We start from the raw sequence: 16,697 nt of genomic DNA on the forward strand, positions 1-16,697 counted from the left end.
TTTTGGCGTACTTCTTGGCTTCGCCGCCGAACTTGGCCGACAGCACCGTGGCGATGGCCGCCGTCAGGGTCGTCTTGCCATGGTCCACGTGACCGATGGTGCCCACGTTCACGTGCGGCTTGGTGCGTTCAAACTTGCCTTTTGCCATTGTCTGGACTCCGAATACAACTTAGACCACATGTACATGGACTTGTGCAGCCGGCTGCCGCACCATCCCTGCAATCGATGGTGCCCTTGGCGGGAATCGGACCCGCGACCTCTCCCTTACCAAGGGAGTGCTCTACCACTGAGCCACAAGGGCAACTTGAAAAACGTCGCTAACGTTTGATGAAGCCGCTTGGAGCGGGAGACGGGAATCGAACCCGCGTCATCAGCTTGGAAGGCTGGGGTTCTACCATTGAACTACTCCCGCATCGTGACACTTGGCACCACCACTCGGCGGCGCCGGCCTCGCACGAAAATCGCTCGGCAACTTTCATCATTCGCTGGTGGAGAGGGCTGGATTCGAACCAGCGTAGGTATAAACCGGCAGATTTACAGTCTGCTGCCATTAACCACTCGGCCACCTCTCCGGCGAACGCAAGACTATAGCAGCATCTGCGCAGGTTGGCGAGCAGGCACCAAAAAATTTTCGTCTTGCCCGCGGCGCAGCTGCCTACGCCCTCCCGGCAGCACGGCCTTCCCACATCTTTTTGCTGCACTGCACAATGACGGCATGAAAGCCATTGCCGCCCCCTCCCCTTCCGCTGAACGCCGCAAGGTGCACCTGGCCCTGCAGGGCGGCGGCTCGCACGGCGCCTTCACCTGGGGCGTGCTCGACGCCCTTCTGGAGGATGGCCGCCTGGCGCTGGAAGGCATCAGCGGCGCCAGCGCCGGCGCGGTCAATGCGGTGGCCCTGGCCCATGGCTTCGCCTGCGCATCGTCGGACGGCGACGCGACGCAGGCGGCGGCGCGCGCCCTGGCCCGCGAGACGCTGCAGCGCGTGTGGCACCGGGTGGCCGGCGCCGGCGCGCCAAGCGCCATGGCCTCGCAGTTCGTGCGCATGCTGTTCGGCCATGCGCCGGCCTTTGCGGCAAGAGGCGCGGACGCCTGGGCCTCGCCCTACCAGTTCAATCCGCTGGGCATCAACCCGCTGCGCACCCTGCTGGACCAGGAGATCGACTTCGAGGCCATCGCCGCGCTGGACCATCCGCGCGTGTACGTGTCGGCCACCCAGGTACGCTCCGGGCGTGCCCGGATCTTCCAGGGTGCGGACCTGACGCTGTCGGCGGTGATGGCCTCGGCCTGCCTGCCGACGATGTTCCAGGCGGTGGAGATCGACGGCGAGCCCTACTGGGACGGCGGCTATTCGGCCAACCCCGCCCTGTTGCCGCTGATCGAGAACGCCGAGAGCGCCGACATCGTGCTGGTGCAGCTCAACCCCCTGCGGCGCGACGAGACGCCCCGGGCGCCGCACGACATCGCCCAGCGCGTGGAGGAACTCGCCTTCAATGCCAGCCTGATCTCGCAGATGCGCGCCATCGACTTCATGCAGCAGCTGGGGGCCGACGGCCGGCTGCAGGAAGGCCGGCAGTTCCGCCAGCTGCGGCTGCACCGCATCGACATCGACAGCGCGCTGGACGACCCGCTGCCCTCGGCGACCAAGCTGTCGACCGACATCGCGATGCTCGAGGAGCTGTTCGAACGCGGCCGCCGGGCCGCCGCCGATTGGCTGGCGCGGCATTTCGAGGACGTGGGCCAGCGCACCACCATCGACATCCAGGCCGACTACGTGGCAGGCGCGCCGATGCCCACCGAACCGCTGCCCGAGGAACCGGCCCGCCTGCGCCGCGCCTGATCTGCGGCAAGCGCCGCGCCAGCGTCGCCGCGCGGCGCGGCGAACGAAACCTCAGCCGGCCTCGCCCTCGCCCGCAGTGGCGCCCGCCGAGCCCGCCGCCAACGCCCGCTGCGCCTCCCGCCAGGCCCGCGCCTGGCCGAAATGCCCGCAGCCGATGAAGGGCACCGGCGGCCGCAGCGCCGACAGCGGCGAGGGATGGTTGGCCATCAGCAGCTTGTGGCGCTTCGCGTCGATGAAGCCCCGCTTGCTCTGCGCATGGGAGCCCCACAGCATGAAGACCACCGGCCGCTCACCGTCGGCCACGTGGCGGATGACGGCATCGGTCAGCACTTCCCAGCCGCGGTTGGCGTGGCTGGCCGGCTGGCCTTCTTCCACGGTGAGGCAGGTGTTGAGCAGCAGCACGCCCTGCTGCGCCCAGCGCACCAGGCTGCCGCCAGGGTTCGGAAACTTCGGCGGCGGCGTGCCCAGGTCGCGCTCCAGCTCCTGGAAGATGTTGCGCAGCGAGGGCGGCAGGCGCACGCCGGGCGCGACCGAGAAGGCCAGGCCCTCGGCCTGGCCGCGGCCGTGGTACGGGTCCTGGCCCAGGATGACCACGCGCACGGCCTCCGGCGGCGTGAGTTCCAGCGCACGCAGCGGCTGGGGCGGAAAGATCACCGCCCCGGCCTGCAGCCGCTCCTGCAGAAAACCGAGCAGGCCGCGGCCCTTGTCGCTGGCGAAGAAGCGGTCGACCAGGGGCCGCCAGCCCTCGGCCACCGGCCAGTCGGCCGGGTCGGCGGACTGCAGCTGCGTGATGACGCCGGAGGCGCCAGGGGTGGCCATGCCGTCCCGGATCATGCGGCGAACAGCTCGGCCAGCGCCTCGCCCGGCTCCGGCGCGCGCATGAAGCGCTCGCCGACGAGGAAGGCGTTCACGCCGCCGTCGCGCAGCTGCTGCACGTCCTCGCGCGTGGCGATGCCCGATTCGGTGACCAGCAGGCGATCGGCCGGGACCATGGCCTTCAGGTCCAGCGTGGTCTGGATCGACACCTCGAAACTGCGCAGGTTGCGGTTGTTGACGCCCACCAGGGGCGTGCGCAGCTTCAGCGCGCGCGCCATCTCGTCGGCGTCGTGCACCTCGACCAGCACGGCCATGTCCAGGCCCAGGGCGATGGCCTCGAAGTCGCGCATCTGCGCATCGTCCAGGCAGGCGGCGATGAGCAGGATGCAGTCGGCGCCCATGGCGCGCGACTCGTAGATCTGCCAGGCATCGACCATGAAGTCCTTGCGCAGCACCGGCAGGTCGCAGGAGGCGCGCGCCTGGCGCAGGTAGTCGGGGCTGCCCTGGAAGAACTGGCGGTCGGTCAGCACCGACAGGCAGGCGGCGGCCATGTCGCCGTCACCCAGGGCATAGCTCTGCGCCAGGTCGGCGGGGATGAATTCACCCTCGCGGATCACGCCCTTGCTGGGGCTGGCCTTCTTGATCTCGGCGATCACGCCCGCCTGGCCGGCGGCGATGCGGCGGCGCAGCGCGCCGACGAAGTCGCGGGTGAGCACCCGGCTCTCGGCGTCGGCGCGGATGGCCTCCAGCGGCACGCGCTTGCGGGCAGCGGCCACTTCCTCGTGCTTGACGGCGACGATCTTGTTCAGGATGTCGGACATGGAATGGCTTCCTTCTCGTTGTTCAGGCCGCAGCCCTGCTGGCCGCATCGGCCGTGAACTGCACGAGCTGCGACAGGCGGGCGCGGGCCGCGCCGCTGTCCAGCGCCTCGCGCGCGCGCTCGATGCCGCTGGCGATGGAGTCGCAGACATCGGCCGCATAGAGCGCCGCGCCCGCATTGAGCAGCACGATGTCGCGTGGCGCGCCGTGCTCGCCGGCCAGCACGCCCATCAGCACCGCCTTGGACTCCTCCGGCGTCTGCACCCGCAGCGCACGCAGGCTGGCCATGCGCAGGCCGAAGTCCTCGGGATGCACCTCGTACTCGCGGATCTCGCCGTTCTTCAGCTCGCCGACCATGGTGGCGGCGCCGAGCGAGATCTCGTCCAGCCCGTCGCGGCCGTAGACCACCAGCGCATGTTCCGCGCCCAGCCGCTGCAGCGCCCGCACCTGGATGCCCACCAGGTCGGGGTGGAACACGCCCATCAGGATGTGCGTCGCACCGGCCGGGTTGGTGAGCGGGCCCAGGATGTTGAAGATGGTCTTGATGCCCAGCTCGCGCCGCACCGGCGCCACGTTCTTCATCGCCGGATGGTGGTTGGGCGCGAACATGAAGCCGATGCCCACCGCCTCGATGCTGCGGGCGATCTGCTCGGGGCCGAGGTTGATGTGCACGCCGAGCGACTCCAGCACGTCGGCGCTGCCGGACTTGCTGCTGACGCTGCGGCCGCCGTGCTTGCTGACCTTGGCGCCCGCGGCCGCGGCCACGAACATGGAACAGGTCGAGATGTTGAAGGTGTGGGCGCCGTCGCCGCCGGTGCCGACGATGTCGACCAGGTGCGTGCGGTTCTTCACCGGCACGTGCAGCGCCACCTCGCGCATCACCTGCGCGGCGGCGGTGATCTCGCCGATGGTCTCCTTCTTGACGCGCAGGCCGGTGATCAGCGCCGCCGTCATCACGGGCGAGGCCTCGCCGCGCATGATCATGCGCATGATGTGGAGCATCTCGTCGTGGAAGATCTCCCGGTGCTCGATGGTGCGCTGCACGGCTTCCTGGAGCGTGATGGGCATGGCGGTGTCTGCTTTCTCGAAGGCGGAAGAAGGAGGGAAAGGCGCGGACGTTCAGCGCGAGGGCGCGTCGCTGAAGGCCAGCTTGAGGCCGAAGCCGATGAACAGCACGCCGGCCACGCGGTCGAGCCAGCGCAGGCCGTCGCGCACCGCGCTGCGGCGCGCCAGCCAGCCCGCGGCGAGCGCCCAGCCCACGTTGACGGGAATGGCGTTGACGTTGAACAGCACGCCCAGCAGCACGAAGGCCAGCGCCTTGTCGTCGGTGCCCGGCGCGATGAACTGCGGCACGAAGGCCAGGAAGAACAGCGCCACCTTCGGGTTGAGCACGTTGGTCCAGAAGCCGCCCAGGTAGATGGCCTTGAGGCTGCGGGGCGCGTCCACGGCCGAGGCAGCGCCGTCGAGCTCGGCGGGCGGTGCCGCCTTCGACAGCAGCATGCGCACGCCCAGGTACAGCAGGTAGGCCGCGCCGATGACCTTGAGCACCGTGAAGGCTGCCGCCGAGGTCGCCATCAGCGTGCCGACGCCGATGGCCGCGGCGGCGATGTGCACGAAGCAGCCGGTGGTGATGCCGAGCCCGGCCACGATGCCGGCGCGAACGCCGGAACGCAGCGCGTTCGTCACCACGTACAGCACGTCGGGGCCCGGCGTGAGGTTGAGCAGCCAGCCGGCGGCGATGAAGGCGAGCAGATGGGGAAGATCGGGCATCGCGCGCTCCTGCTTCCGATGGTCAGGCCTTGAAGAAGGCGCGGATCGCCGCCACGGCCCGGTCGACACCGGCGGCGTCGACGTCGAGGTGCGTCACGAAGCGCAGCCGGTAGAGCCCCGTCGCCAGGATGCCCTGCGCCTCGAGGCTGGGCAGCAACGCCGCAGCGCGTTCCTGCGCAGCGCCCGTGAGATCGACGAAGACGATGTTGGTGTGCGGGGCCTGCACCGTCAGCCCCTCGATGCCGTCGAGCCCCTGCGCCAGGCGCCGGGCCAGCGCATGGTCGTCGGCCAGACGGTCGACGTGGTGGTCGAGCGCATGCAATGCGGCCGCCGCCAGCATGCCGGCCTGGCGCATGCCGCCGCCGGCCATCTTGCGCACCCGGTGGGCGCGGGCGATGAAGTCGCGCGAGCCGCACAGCGCCGAGCCGACGGGCGCGCCCAGGCCCTTGCTGAAGCAGACCGAGACGCTGTCGAAGCACTGCGCGATGCGCCGGGCCTCGCTTCGCACGTCGCCGCCGGTGGCCTGGGCCTGGGCGGTGGCTGCGTTGAAAAGCCGCGCGCCGTCGAGGTGGCGCGACAGGCCGCGCGACTGCGCCAGCGCCGTGGCCCGTTGCACGTAGTCGAAAGGCAGCAACCGGCCACCGAGGGTGTTCTCCAGCGCCAGCAGCCGGCTGCGCGCGAAGTGCGCATCGTCCGGCTTGATCGCCGCCTCGATGTCGGCCAGCGCCAGCGTGCCGTCGGCCTGGTGCTCCAGCGGCTGGGGCTGGATGCTGCCCAGCACCGCGGCGCCGCCGCCTTCCCAGCGGTAGCAGTGCTGCATCTGGCCCACGATGTACTCGTCGCCGCGCTGGCAGTGGGCCAGCAGGGCGCACAGGTTGCTCTGCGTGCCCGTGGGCACGAACAGCGCCGCCTCGAAGCCGAGCATCTCGGCGATGCGCGCCTGCAGCGCATTGACCGTCGGGTCGTCGCCGAAGACGTCGTCGCCCACCGGCGCGGCCAGCATGGCCGCACGCATCGCCGCGGTGGGGCGGGTGACGGTGTCGCTGCGCAGGTCGATGGGGGCGGCGTGGGCCATCAGGCGGGCTCCAGGAAGTTGCGGAGCATGGCGTGGCCGTGCTCGGTGAGGATGGATTCGGGATGGAACTGCACGCCCTCCATCCGCACCGCCTGCGGCAGCTCGGTGTGGCGCACGCCCATGATCTCGCCGTCGTCGGTGCGGGCCGTGACGGCCAGCACCGAGGGGCAGCTTTCGCGCTCGATGGCCAGCGAGTGGTAGCGGTTGACGGTGAAGCGCTCGGGCAGGCCGGCGAACACGCCCTCGCGCGTGGTCGTGATCTCGCTGACCTTGCCGTGCATCAGCTGGCGGGCCCGCACGATCCGGCCGCCGAAGGCCGCGCCGATGCTCTGGTGGCCCAGGCACACGCCCAGGATGGGCAGCTTGCCGGCGAAGGCCTGGATGGCCGGCACCGACACGCCCGCCTCGGCCGGCGAGCAGGGGCCGGGCGAGATCACCAGCCGGCTGACGCCGGCGGCGATGCGCTCGCCGATGCCTTCCAGCGTGATCTCGTCGTTGCGCACCGTCTCCACCTCGGCGCCCAGCTCGCCGAAGTACTGCACCAAGTTGTAGGTGAAGGAGTCGTAGTTGTCGATCATCAGCAGCTTCATGGCGCTCACTCCAGGCCTTCTTCCACCAGCTCCGCCGCACGCAGCAGCGCGCGGGCCTTGGCCTCGGTTTCCTTCCATTCCAGCTCGGGCACCGAGTCGGCCACCACGCCGGCCGCGGCCTGCACGTGCAGCACCTGGTCCTTGATGACGCCGGTGCGGATGGCGATGGCCAGGTCCATGTCGCCGGCATAGCTGATGTAGCCGCAGGCGCCGCCGTACAGGCCGCGCTTGGTCGGCTCCAGCTGGTCGATCAGTTCCATGGCATGCACCTTGGGCGCGCCGGTCAACGTGCCGGCCGGGAAGGTGGCCTTGAACACGTCGATGGCGCCCATGCCGTCCAGCAGCGTGCCTTCGACGTTGCTCACGATGTGCATCACGTGGCTGTAGCGCTCGACCGCGAAGGCCTCGGTCACCTTGACGCTGCCGGTCTTGGCGATGCGGCCGATGTCGTTGCGGGCCAGGTCGATCAGCATGACGTGCTCGGCGCGTTCCTTGGGGTCGTTGACCAGCTCGACCTCGGCGGCCTTGTCCAGTTCCATCGAGGCGCCGCGCGGCCGGGTGCCGGCCAGCGGGCGGATGGTGATTCGCTGTTCACCGTCGCCGGCCTGCTCCTGCCGCACCAGGATCTCCGGCGAGGCCCCGACGACGTGGAAGTCGCCGAAGTCGTAGAAGTACATGTAGGGGCTGGGGTTGAGCGAACGCAGCGCGCGGTACAGCGACAGCGGCGACTCGGTATAGCGCTTGCTGATCCGCTGGCCCACCTGCACCTGCATGAAGTCGCCGGCGGCGATCAGTTCCTTGGCGCGCTCCACGGCCGCCAGGTAGTCGGCCTTGGCGAAGGGCCGCTCGGCCGGATGCGCCTGCGTGGGCTTGACCTGCGGTGCGGCCACCGAATAGCGCAGCAGGTCCTTGAGCTCGCGAAGCCGGCGCTTGCCGCGGGCATAGGCCTCGGGCTGCGACGGGTCGGCGTAGACGATCAGGTAGAGCTTGCCCGACAGGTTGTCGATGACCGCCACCTCCTCGCACTGCAGCAGCAGGATGTCGGGGCAGCCGAGCGTGTCGGGCGGGCAGGTCTTCTCGAGCTTGCGTTCGATGTAGCGCACCGCGTCGTAGCCGAAGTAGCCGGCCAGGCCGCCGCAGAAACGCGGCAGGCCGGGGCGCAAGGCCACCTTGAAGCGCTTCTGATAAGCGGCGATGAAGTCCAGCGGGTTGCCGCTGGCGGTCTCGACCACCTGGCCATCGGTCACGACCTCGGTGCGGGCCTCGTCGCCGAAGCCGCTGGCGCGCAGCAGCGTGCGCGCGGGCAGGCCGATGAAGCTGTAGCGGCCGAAGCGCTCGCCGCCGACGACGGATTCGAGCAGGAAGCTGTGGCGCCCGCCGCCGGCGGCGCCGTGGCCATGGGCCAGCTTGAGGTAGAGGGAGAGCGGGGTTTCGAGGTCCGCGAAGGCCTCGGTCATCAGCGGGATGCGGTTGAAGCCCTGGCTGCTGAGGCTCTTGAACTCGAGTTCGGTGATCACGGGGTTTCTCCTGGCCGGCGGGCGCTCGTGTGGCCCGCGCGGCGATTCATTCGGTCTGTCTGGAGCGGCCCGGCGACGGAAGCATCGGCCGGGCCAGGCGTGCGCAGCCGCGAAGGCCGCGCGATCAGGCGGTCAACGTCTTTGGCTTGCGCCAGGGCCAGGCTCCCCGGCAGCCTTGCCCCGTCTGGATGACGTGATGAATGAACATGAGAGGCGCGGAGTGTAGCCCAGGGCCTGCGGGCGGCGACCGTTTGCGCAAGGGCCCGTCAGGGGGCCGTGCCGCCGGTGCCGAAGCGCAGGTCCGCCAGCGAATCCAGGTACGCATCGGCCGGCACCTCGCGCACCGGCCGGCCGTGGTTGTAGCCGTAGCCCACCAGCACCACCCGGCAGCCGGCGGCGCGGGCGGCCTGCGCATCGTTGCTGGAGTCGCCGATCGCCAGCGTGCGGCCCGGCGCGCTGCCCAGGGCCTCACAGGTGCCGAGCAGCGGCAGCGGGTCGGGCTTCTTGCGCGCGAAGCTGTCGCCGCCGAACACGTGGTCGAAGAAACCGTCCAGCCCCTTGGCCGCCAGCAGCGGCCGCGCGAAGGCGAGCGGCTTGTTGGTCAGGCAGGCCAGGGGCAGGCCCTGCGCGCGCAGCGCCGCCAGGCCCTCGGCCACGCCGGGGTAGACGGTCGAATGCCGGCCGTTGATGGCGAGGTAGTGGTGCTGGTAGCGCGCCCAAGCCTGGTCGAACAGCGCCTCGGGCGAGGATGCACCGACGTGCTGCAGCACGGCGCGGATCAGGTGCTCGGAGCCCTTGCCCACCAGCGTGCCGATGACGCCCGCCTCGATGGGCGGCAGCGACAGGTCCTGCAGCATGGCGCCCAGCGCGGCATCGAAGTCGCCCAGGGTGTCCACCATGGTGCCGTCGAGGTCCACGATGGCGGCGTCGAGGGAGGAGCGGTCGAAGAAGGCAGCGGTCACGGCGGCAGTCGGGGTCGGAGTCGGGCTCGCGACTGTACCGCCCGGACCCTGCGCCACCCCCCGGCCGGGCGTCTCCTACGCTTCGGTCAAGGACTGCGCCGCGACCACCGCCTCGGTGCGGTTGCGCACGTTCAGCGCGCGGAAGATGGCGGCCAGGTGGATCTTCACCGTGCCTTCGCTGATGCCCAGGCTGCGGCCGATGAGCTTGTTGGGCTTGCCCTGCGACAGCAGCTGCAGCACCTCGACCTGGCGCTCGGTGAGCACGTTGCGCAGGTGCTCCAGCGTGGGCGCGCCGGCCGGCGCGGAAGCGGTGGCGGCCTTCTGCAGCGGCCCGGCGCCGACATGCGGCGCGATGCCGCCCGCCAGGGCCGACAGCATCATCGGCGGCACATAGACGCCGCCGGCCAGCACCAGGCGCACGGCCGACAGCATGACCTCGGGCGAATAGGCCTTGGGAATGAAGCCCAGCGCGCCGCGGTCGAGCACGGCGCGCATCATGGCCGGATCTTCGTAACCGGAAACCACGATCACCGGCACCTCCGGATGGCGGCGGCGCAATTCGTCGATGTGGTCGTACTGCTCGGCGCCGGGGATGTTGAGGTCGATCAGGGCCAGGTCGACGTCGTCCGCAGCCAGGGCGCGCAACTCGGCGGCAGTCGTCGCCACCACGAAGGCCACGCCGTCCTCCAGTTCGGCCAGCTTGGCCTTCATGGCTTCGATGACCAGGCGATGGTCTTCGGCGATCAGGATTCTCATGGCGTGCTCGTTGGGAGGGACCGGGGAATGCGATTCACGCTGGCGCCTGCCGGGCCCCGCCACCACGATGCATGCACCGGCAGGGCCCGCCTTCGCAGGCTCGAAGCGGGCACGATAGCGCCGATCCCGGGGGCCATCAAGGCAGCCACCTGCCCGAATGGCATAGCTCTGTCGTCCTATGGCCGATGCGGGTGCGCGCACCGCAATGCGCGCCCGACGCGCATTCAGGGCGCGGAAGGCTCGATGCGGATCTGCCGGGCGCCGAAGGTGACGTCGAGCTTGAGCGCCTTGCCCGGCTCCACCGGCCGCACCTCGCGCCAGCGGGCGCGATCCAGGTCGCGGTAGGCCGCCATGAAGGCCAGGGCGCGGGCATCGGCGGGCAGCGTCATCTCGACGCGGCGGCTCTCGCCGGGCCGCAGCAGCGCCTCTTCCTTCTGCACCAGCTCGGCGCCGAGGGTGGCCTGGTCCTTGTCGAACAGCGTGAAGAAGTCGGCCGCCTCGAAGGGCGTGGCCGCCTTGAGCGCATAGACGCGGACCGTGACCGGCGAGGCGCGGCCGCGCGCATCGGGATTGGCATCGGCACCGCCCCTAAGCTGCAGCACCACCGGCGTGACAACAGGCTTGGGCGGTGGCGGCGGTGCCGCGCAGGCCACGAGCAGCAGTGCGGCGGCGGCTGCGCCGCACCCCCGCAGACGCCGCGCAAGGCGGCCATAGGACGAACGTTGGAGGGTTGGCGCCTGCATGCTATTTCCTTCGTTGCATTGACCCTGGGGGTGGGCATCTTCGATTATCCGCAGCACTTTCCCACAGGCAACATGCTGACCCCAGATCTCGTCGACGCACTGCTGGAGCCCATCGGCGAGGCATCGCCCTGCGGCGACGACCTGGAGTACGACCCCGACTTCATCGCACTCGAGGCCGCGTCGCAGGGCAAGCCCGAGCAGCAGTTCGGCGACACCGTGATCCCCGCCGTGGAGCCGGAATGGCCGCAGGTGGCCACTGCCGCGCAGGCCCTGCTCAAGCGCACCAAGGACCTGCGCGTGGCCGTGCACCTGCTGCGCGCCGGCACGCGGCTGCAGGGCCTGGAAGGCTTTCTCGCGGGCATGCAGCTGCTCGGGGGGCTGCTGGAGCGCCACTGGGACCGCCTGCACCCCATGCTGGACGCGGACGACGGCGACGACCCGACCATGCGCCTGAACGCGCTCGCGCCGCTGGCCGACGATGCGCTCGTGGTGCGCGACCTCTACGACGCCTGGGTGGGCACGGCGCGCAGCCTGGGCCGCATCCGGGTGCGCGACGTGGCGGTCGCGCGCAACCTGCTCGCGCCGGGCACGGGCGATGCCGGCTACTCGGCCTCGCAGCTGCAGGGCGGCCTGGAGGAGATCGTGCAGGCCCAGCCGGAAGTGGCCGGGCGCATGGCCGCCGCGGGCCCGGCGATCAACGGCCTGCGGCAGCTGCTCAACGCGCGCAGCGGCCTGGACGAGGCGGTGGACATGGCTCGCCTGCGCGCCATCGGCCACATGCTGGGCCAGGCCGCGCAGGGCCTGGCGGGCGGCACGGCGCCCGGCGACGCAGCGCCCACCGGCACCGCGGCCGGCGGCCAGGACGGCGACGGCGCTCCGCCCGCTGGCGGCGGCGCCGCGCCATTGCGCGGCGAGATCCAGTCGCGCGCCGATGCCCTGCTGATGCTCGACAAGGTCATCGCCTACCTGCAGCGCACCGAGCCCGGCAACCCGGCCCCGCTGCTCATCGAACGCGCCAAGAAGCTCATCGGCGTGGGCTTCCTGGACATCATCGCCAACCTCGCGCCCGACGCCATGGGCGCCATCGAGCACGTGACCGGCGCCCGCGCCGCCGGCGACTGAAACGCTGCCCGCTCACCCACCCGGCGCACGCCGCACGCGCCACCCGCTTCACCCCTCTCCTCCAAGGAGCTTTCCCATGTCCGCCAAGAGCAGTCAGAAATTCATTGCCCGCAACCGCGCGCCGCGCGTGCAGATCGAGTACGACGTCGAGTTGTACGGCGCCGAGAAGAAGGTGCAGCTGCCCTTCGTGATGGGCGTGCTGGCCGACCTGTCGGGCAAGCCCGCCGACCCGCTGGCGCCGGTGGCCGAGCGCAAGTTCCTGGAGTTCGACGTCGACAACTTCGACGCCCGCATGAAGGCCATGAAGCCTCGCGCGGCCTTCGCGGTGGACAACACCCTGACCGGCGAGGGCGACCTGAAGGTGGAACTCACCTTCGAGAGCATGGACGACTTCTCGCCCGCCGCCGTGGCGCGCAAGGTCGACTCGCTCAACAAGCTGCTGGAAGCCCGCAACCAGCTGTCCAACCTGGTCACCTACATGGACGGCAAGGGCGGTGCCGAGGAACTGCTGGCCAAGGTGCTGGACGACCCGGCCCTGCTGCAGTCGCTGGCCGCCGCCAGGAAGCCGGCCGACGGCAGCGCCGCCTAACACCCACCCGCCCCGGACCGAGGAGAACCCCATGGCAGAAGCACTCCAGCAAAGCGCGCTGAAAGAGGTCGAGTACGCCGGCAGCGATTTCGCATCGCTGCTGCAGAAGGAATTCAAGCCCCGCAGCGACGAGGCCAAGAGCGCGGTCGAGACCGCCGTGCTCACGCTGGCGCAGCAGGCGCTGTCGAATACGGCGCTGATCGGCAAGGACGTCACGCAGTCGATCCAGGCCATGATCGCCGCCATCGACGCCAAGCTCAGCGAGCAGATCAACCGGATCATCCACCACCCCGACTACCAGAAGCTCGAGAGCGCCTGGCGCGGCCTGCACTACATGGTGAACAACACCGAGACGGACGAGAACCTGAAGATCCGGGTGATGGACGTCTCCAAGCAGGAGCTGGGCAAGACGCTGAAGAAGTTCAAGGGCGCGGCCTGGGACCAGAGCCCGATGTTCAAGAAGGTCTACGAGGAGGAATACGGCCAGTTCGGCGGCGAGCCCTTCGGCGCCATCGTGGGCGACTACCACTTCGACCACACCCCGCCCGACGTCGAGCTGCTGGGCGAGATGGCGAAGATCGCGGCCGCCGCGCATGCGCCCTTCATCACCGGCGCCAACCCCAGCCTGATGCAGATGGAAAGCTGGCAGGAACTGGCCAACCCGCGCGACCTGACCAAGATCTTCGGCACGCCCGAGTACGCCGCCTGGCGTTCGCTGCGCGAGTCGGACGACTCCAAGTACCTGGGCCTGTGCATGCCGCGCTTCCTCGCGCGCACGCCCTACGGCGCCAACACCAACCCGGTGGAGGAATTCGACTTCGAGGAAGACACCGCCGGCGCCGACCACGGCAAGTACGCCTGGGCCAACGCGGCCTATGCGATGGCCACCAACATCAACCGCTCGTACAAGGAATACGGCTGGGGCTCGCGCATCCGCGGCATCGAGTCGGGCGGCGCGGTGGAGAACCTGCCGCTGCACACCTTCCCGAGCGACGACGGCGGCGTGGACCAGAAGTGCCCCACCGAGATCGCCATCAGCGACCGCCGCGAGGCCGAGCTGTCCAAGGCCGGCCTGCTGTCGATGATCCACCGCAAGAACTCGGACTTCGCGGCCTTCATCGGCGCCCAGTCCCTCAACAAGCCGGCCGAGTACGACGACCCGGACGCCTCGGCCAATGCCAACCTGGCGGCGCGCCTGCCCTACCTCTTCGCCTGCAACCGCTTCGCGCACTACCTCAAGTGCATCGTGCGGGACAAGGTGGGCTCCTTCAAGGAGCGCGCCGAGATGGAGCGCTGGCTCAACAAGTGGATCATGAACTACGTGGACGGCGACCCCGCCAACTCCTCCGAGATCACCAAGGCGCAGAAGCCGCTCGCCGCGGCGCAGGTGGTGGTCGAGGAGGTGGAGGGCAACCCCGGCTACTACACCTCGAAGTTCTTCCTGCGTCCCCACTACCAGCTCGAAGGCCTGACGGTGTCGCTGCGCCTGGTCTCCAAGCTGCCCTCGGCCAAGGGCGCGGGCTGAGGGGCTGCGCAGCGGCCGACGACAAAGGGGCCGCGGGGTCTTTGAAATCTCGCCCGCCCCTTCGTCCTGTAGACAGCCGGCGTTCCGGGAATCACCCGGGACCATGGCGGCGAATCCCCCACCACTTTCACCAACCACTGCCCGCACGACCGGGCGACGAGGAGTACGGACATGTCTTGCGACTTTCACATCAAGCTCGATGGCGTCAAGGGCGAAGCCACCCACAAGGACCACAAGGACGAGATCGAGATCCTGTCGTGGTCCTGGGGCGTGAGCAATGCCGCGCTTTCCACCAGCGGCGGCGGATCGGGCAAGGGCAAGGCCAACCCCGGCGACTTCCACTTCACGCACCTCTATGACAAGGCCTCGCCCGTGCTGGCCAAGAACTGCGCTTCGGGCAAGCACTTCAAGGACCTGGTGCTCACCTGCCGCAAGTCGGGCGAGGGCCAGCAGGACTTCCTGAAGGTCACGATGAAGGAGGTGTTCATCAACGGCGTGCAGCCCGGCGGCTCGCAGGGCGGCGACCTGGTGGAATCGGTGACCTGCAGCTACAAGGACATCGAGTTCGCCTACAAGGGGCAGGACGACAAGGGCGGCCTCGGCGGCGAGGTCAAGTTCGGCTGGAACATCGCGACCACCGAGACGCGCTGAATCCAGGCCCCATGCCGGCCCCGCGACAGGGGCCGGCCCTGCCGGAGAACCCCCATGGCCTACGTGCTCGAAACCCGCGACCACCGCGGCATGCCCCTGCGCCGCTACAACATCGATGCGGTGGTGGGCCGCAACCCGCGCGCCCGCAACCTCAAGCTGGACGTCAAGCTGGTCCAGGTGCTGCTCAAGATCTTCTACTACGAGTTGGGCGGCCGCTCGGACTCGGGGACGCGCTTCGAGCCGCCGGCCATCGGCGGCGGCGACATCGCCGTCGACGGCATCCACGGTCCCGTCACCCAGGCACACATCGACACCTTTCTCGACCAGCTGCGCAAGTACGAGACCGAGCCGATCAACAACGACCACGGCTTCGACCCCATGAGCCGCAAGTCCGGCGGCCTGGTGGTCCACGGCCGGCGCGTCTACCTGGTGGCGCTGGTGTGGCTCAACGACTACTGCTTCCGCGGCGACGGCCTGCGCTCGATGCCGCTCGAGGCCCGCAGCGACATCGTGCCGGTCGACCTGGCCGCGGCCCTCTCGAAGGTTTACCGCATCGGCTGAAAGCCGCCCCGGACAGTCAGGAAGCATCATGGCGTTCAGCACATTCGGCAGCCACGGCGGCAGCGGCGTCGGCCACCAGGTCTACAACATCGACTGGACGGTGGGCGCGGGCGGCACCAACCTGCGCGAGGACGTGATGCTGGTGCAGGCACTGTTCAGCATCCTGTACTACCACGCCACGCCGCGCACCTCCTACGACTTCCAGCCGCCGGACCCGACGTACGACAGCATCGACGTCGACGGCTTCATGGGGCCGATCACCCGGGCCCACATCCAGGGCTTCCAGGCGCAGCTGGTCAAGCGCGGCATGGCCAAGGCGGTGGACCTGCGGATGGACCCCTTCCGCAAGTACGGCCAGCCCAGCAGCATCCAGAAGGTGCTCTACGCGGTGGACCAGCTCAACGAGGCCTGCTACCAGCGCTGCCTGCGCGAAAGCTCCTCGGCCTACTGGATGCTGCCCTACACCTACGGCGAGTGGCCGCCGGAGCTGATCAGCGCGCTCAAGGCCACGCGCGACAAGCCGCGGCAGTACGGCGGCTGAGCGCGCGGCCCCGCGCGGCGGCCCGCGACCGCCGCAGGGCCGCGCCTACGGCCCCGCCATCAGCCGCGTGGCATCCGCATCCTCCTCGGCCATGACCCACAGCATCAGCGCCGTGTAATTGTCGTGGCCCGGCTTGGCCTCGGCCCGCACGGCGGCATCCAGCAGTTCGGACCACCGGGTGGCGGTTCGGGCGGCGTGCAGGGTCTGCACCAGGCGGTCCTCGCCCAGGGGCTCCCAGATGCCGTCGGAGCACAGCAGCAGCACGTCGCCCGGCTGCAGCCGCATGGGGCCGGAGACGTCCACCTGCGGCGGCTCGCTCACCGAGCCCAGCGCCGACAGCAGCATGTTGCGCTGGGGATGCAGGCGGGCCCCTTCGTCGTCGAGCATGCCGCCGGCCACCATCTGCTGCACCAGGCTGTGGTCGGTGGTGCGCGCCACCACGGCGCCGCCGCGGAACAGGTAGGCCCGGCTGTCGCCGCTGTGCGCCCACACCATGGCCTGGGCCTCCAGGTCGATGGCGGCCAGCACCAGCGTGGAGCGCATGGCCGCGAGCTTGCCGCCCTCGGCCTGCCGCGCCACGATGGCCAGGTTGGCGGCGTCGACCAGCGCGCGCACCGCGTCGGGCGCCAGGCTGGGTGCGGCGGCAAAGCCGGCCAGCACGCTGGCGCGGGCCGTGGCGGCGGCCACGTCGCCGCCGCCGTGGCCGCCCGCGCCGTCGGCCACCAGGCACAGCAGGTGGCGGTCGTCGTGCCAGTGGCCGTACACGTCTTCGTTGTAGTCACGGCCGCCCTGGCGGCTCAGGGTGACGAGCTCGATTTCCACG

General features: G+C 70.0%; 19 protein-coding genes and 3 tRNA genes. 7 read left to right on the forward strand and 15 right to left on the reverse strand.

Annotated elements, in window-relative coordinates; all coding sequences use genetic code 11:
- The 4 genes from NS331_RS05405 to NS331_RS05420 form a co-directional block, all read right to left on the reverse strand.
- A partial coding sequence (locus tag NS331_RS05405; RefSeq protein WP_242873660.1) for a GTP-binding protein occupies positions 1 to 148 on the reverse strand: 148 nt, incomplete at its 3' end.
- Between the two features lie 78 nt (positions 149 to 226).
- Positions 227 to 301: transfer RNA gene (locus NS331_RS05410), tRNA-Thr, on the reverse strand.
- Positions 302 to 338: 37 nt separating this feature from the next.
- A tRNA-Gly gene (locus NS331_RS05415) sits at positions 339 to 412 on the reverse strand.
- Positions 413 to 486: 74 nt separating this feature from the next.
- Positions 487 to 572 (reverse strand) — tRNA-Tyr (locus NS331_RS05420).
- 143 nt (positions 573 to 715) lie between these two features.
- Here NS331_RS05420 and NS331_RS05425 point away from each other — a divergent pair.
- A complete protein-coding gene (locus NS331_RS05425; protein ID WP_082702272.1) occupies positions 716 to 1,837 on the forward strand; it encodes a patatin-like phospholipase family protein in 1,122 nt (373 codons plus the stop codon).
- Between the two features lie 51 nt (positions 1,838 to 1,888).
- On the opposite strand, the gene NS331_RS05430 is transcribed toward NS331_RS05425, so the two are convergent.
- The 10 genes from NS331_RS05430 to tssJ all read right to left on the reverse strand — a co-directional run bounded on the left by NS331_RS05430 (position 1,889) and on the right by tssJ (position 10,885).
- Positions 1,889 to 2,656 (reverse strand): uracil-DNA glycosylase, encoded by a 768-nt coding sequence (locus tag NS331_RS05430; protein WP_058641015.1) that lies wholly within the window; start codon positions 2,654 to 2,656, stop codon positions 1,889 to 1,891.
- A gap of 11 nt (positions 2,657 to 2,667) precedes the next feature.
- Entirely contained in the window at positions 2,668 to 3,474 is an 807-nt protein-coding gene (gene trpC / locus NS331_RS05435; RefSeq protein WP_058640993.1) for an indole-3-glycerol phosphate synthase TrpC, read from the reverse strand.
- 22 nt (positions 3,475 to 3,496) lie between these two features.
- Positions 3,497 to 4,540: an anthranilate phosphoribosyltransferase gene (gene trpD, locus NS331_RS05440; RefSeq protein WP_058640994.1), complete on the reverse strand. Its 1,044-nt coding sequence runs from the start codon at positions 4,538 to 4,540 to the stop codon at positions 3,497 to 3,499.
- Positions 4,541 to 4,591: 51 nt separating this feature from the next.
- A complete protein-coding gene (locus NS331_RS05445) occupies positions 4,592 to 5,242 on the reverse strand; it encodes a LysE family translocator (protein WP_058640995.1) in 651 nt (216 codons plus the stop codon).
- Positions 5,243 to 5,264: 22 nt separating this feature from the next.
- On the reverse strand, positions 5,265 to 6,317 hold the full coding sequence (gene ltaE / locus NS331_RS05450; protein WP_058640996.1) for a low-specificity L-threonine aldolase: 1,053 nt from the start codon (positions 6,315 to 6,317) through the stop codon (positions 5,265 to 5,267).
- The gene (locus NS331_RS05455; protein ID WP_058640997.1) at positions 6,317 to 6,907 is read right to left on the reverse strand and encodes an anthranilate synthase component II; all 591 of its coding nucleotides are present in this window, start codon (positions 6,905 to 6,907) and stop codon (positions 6,317 to 6,319) included. The genes ltaE and NS331_RS05455 overlap by 1 nt, the downstream gene beginning before the upstream one ends.
- Before the next feature lie 5 nt (positions 6,908 to 6,912).
- The gene (locus NS331_RS05460) at positions 6,913 to 8,424 is read right to left on the reverse strand and encodes an anthranilate synthase component I family protein (RefSeq protein WP_058640998.1); all 1,512 of its coding nucleotides are present in this window, start codon (positions 8,422 to 8,424) and stop codon (positions 6,913 to 6,915) included.
- Positions 8,425 to 8,690: 266 nt separating this feature from the next.
- Positions 8,691 to 9,386, reverse strand: coding sequence for a phosphoglycolate phosphatase (gene gph, locus NS331_RS05465; RefSeq protein WP_058640999.1), 696 nt, complete (start codon positions 9,384 to 9,386; stop codon positions 8,691 to 8,693).
- A gap of 75 nt (positions 9,387 to 9,461) precedes the next feature.
- Positions 9,462 to 10,142 carry a LuxR C-terminal-related transcriptional regulator gene (locus tag NS331_RS05470; protein WP_058641000.1) on the reverse strand — a complete coding sequence of 227 codons (681 nt, stop codon included), beginning with the start codon at positions 10,140 to 10,142 and terminating at the stop codon, positions 9,462 to 9,464.
- Between the two features lie 224 nt (positions 10,143 to 10,366).
- A complete protein-coding gene (gene tssJ, locus NS331_RS05475) occupies positions 10,367 to 10,885 on the reverse strand; it encodes a type VI secretion system lipoprotein TssJ (protein ID WP_058641001.1) in 519 nt (172 codons plus the stop codon).
- A gap of 72 nt (positions 10,886 to 10,957) precedes the next feature.
- Between tssJ and tssA the strand changes: the two genes are divergently transcribed.
- From tssA to NS331_RS05505, 6 genes are all read left to right on the forward strand, one after another.
- Positions 10,958 to 12,007 (forward strand): type VI secretion system protein TssA, encoded by a 1,050-nt coding sequence (gene tssA, locus NS331_RS05480; RefSeq protein WP_058641016.1) that lies wholly within the window; start codon positions 10,958 to 10,960, stop codon positions 12,005 to 12,007.
- A gap of 76 nt (positions 12,008 to 12,083) precedes the next feature.
- Complete coding sequence (tssB, locus tag NS331_RS05485) at positions 12,084 to 12,596, forward strand: type VI secretion system contractile sheath small subunit (protein ID WP_058641002.1); 513 nt, start codon at positions 12,084 to 12,086, stop codon at positions 12,594 to 12,596.
- A 31-nt stretch (positions 12,597 to 12,627) separates the two neighbouring features.
- Positions 12,628 to 14,121, forward strand: coding sequence for a type VI secretion system contractile sheath large subunit (gene tssC, locus NS331_RS05490; RefSeq protein WP_058641003.1), 1,494 nt, complete (start codon positions 12,628 to 12,630; stop codon positions 14,119 to 14,121).
- A gap of 171 nt (positions 14,122 to 14,292) precedes the next feature.
- Positions 14,293 to 14,772, forward strand: coding sequence for an Hcp family type VI secretion system effector (locus NS331_RS05495; RefSeq protein WP_058641004.1), 480 nt, complete (start codon positions 14,293 to 14,295; stop codon positions 14,770 to 14,772).
- Between the two features lie 54 nt (positions 14,773 to 14,826).
- On the forward strand, positions 14,827 to 15,333 hold the full coding sequence (locus NS331_RS05500) for a hypothetical protein (RefSeq protein ID WP_058641005.1): 507 nt from the start codon (positions 14,827 to 14,829) through the stop codon (positions 15,331 to 15,333).
- A gap of 28 nt (positions 15,334 to 15,361) precedes the next feature.
- Positions 15,362 to 15,874 (forward strand): hypothetical protein, encoded by a 513-nt coding sequence (locus NS331_RS05505; protein ID WP_058641006.1) that lies wholly within the window; start codon positions 15,362 to 15,364, stop codon positions 15,872 to 15,874.
- A 45-nt stretch (positions 15,875 to 15,919) separates the two neighbouring features.
- Here NS331_RS05505 and NS331_RS05510 read toward each other — a convergent pair whose 3' ends face one another.
- Positions 15,920 to 16,696: a PP2C family protein-serine/threonine phosphatase gene (locus NS331_RS05510; RefSeq protein ID WP_058641007.1), complete on the reverse strand. Its 777-nt coding sequence runs from the start codon at positions 16,694 to 16,696 to the stop codon at positions 15,920 to 15,922.
- Between the last annotated feature and the right edge of the window lies 1 nt (position 16,697).

The organism is Pseudacidovorax intermedius (genome assembly GCF_001476815.1).
Taxonomy (GTDB): Bacteria; Pseudomonadota; Gammaproteobacteria; order Burkholderiales; family Burkholderiaceae_C; genus Xenophilus; species Xenophilus intermedius_A.

Coding starts and splice junctions, on each gene's coding strand:
- NS331_RS05505 (WP_058641006.1), top strand. CDS start 15,362: ATGGCGTTCAGCACATTCGGCAGCCACGGCGGCAGCGGCGTCGGCCAC.
- ltaE (WP_058640996.1), bottom strand. CDS start 6,317: ATGGCCCACGCCGCCCCCATCGACCTGCGCAGCGACACCGTCACCCGC.
- NS331_RS05500 (WP_058641005.1), top strand. CDS start 14,827: ATGGCCTACGTGCTCGAAACCCGCGACCACCGCGGCATGCCCCTGCGC.
- NS331_RS05495 (WP_058641004.1), top strand. CDS start 14,293: ATGTCTTGCGACTTTCACATCAAGCTCGATGGCGTCAAGGGCGAAGCC.
- NS331_RS05470 (WP_058641000.1), bottom strand. CDS start 10,142: ATGAGAATCCTGATCGCCGAAGACCATCGCCTGGTCATCGAAGCCATG.
- trpD (WP_058640994.1), bottom strand. CDS start 4,540: ATGCCCATCACGCTCCAGGAAGCCGTGCAGCGCACCATCGAGCACCGG.
- NS331_RS05455 (WP_058640997.1), bottom strand. CDS start 6,907: ATGAAGCTGCTGATGATCGACAACTACGACTCCTTCACCTACAACTTG.
- tssC (WP_058641003.1), top strand. CDS start 12,628: ATGGCAGAAGCACTCCAGCAAAGCGCGCTGAAAGAGGTCGAGTACGCC.
- NS331_RS05445 (WP_058640995.1), bottom strand. CDS start 5,242: ATGCCCGATCTTCCCCATCTGCTCGCCTTCATCGCCGCCGGCTGGCTG.
- tssJ (WP_058641001.1), bottom strand. CDS start 10,885: ATGCAGGCGCCAACCCTCCAACGTTCGTCCTATGGCCGCCTTGCGCGG.
- tssA (WP_058641016.1), top strand. CDS start 10,958: ATGCTGACCCCAGATCTCGTCGACGCACTGCTGGAGCCCATCGGCGAG.
- NS331_RS05430 (WP_058641015.1), bottom strand. CDS start 2,656: ATGGCCACCCCTGGCGCCTCCGGCGTCATCACGCAGCTGCAGTCCGCC.
- tssB (WP_058641002.1), top strand. CDS start 12,084: ATGTCCGCCAAGAGCAGTCAGAAATTCATTGCCCGCAACCGCGCGCCG.
- NS331_RS05425 (WP_082702272.1), top strand. CDS start 716: ATGAAAGCCATTGCCGCCCCCTCCCCTTCCGCTGAACGCCGCAAGGTG.
- trpC (WP_058640993.1), bottom strand. CDS start 3,474: ATGTCCGACATCCTGAACAAGATCGTCGCCGTCAAGCACGAGGAAGTG.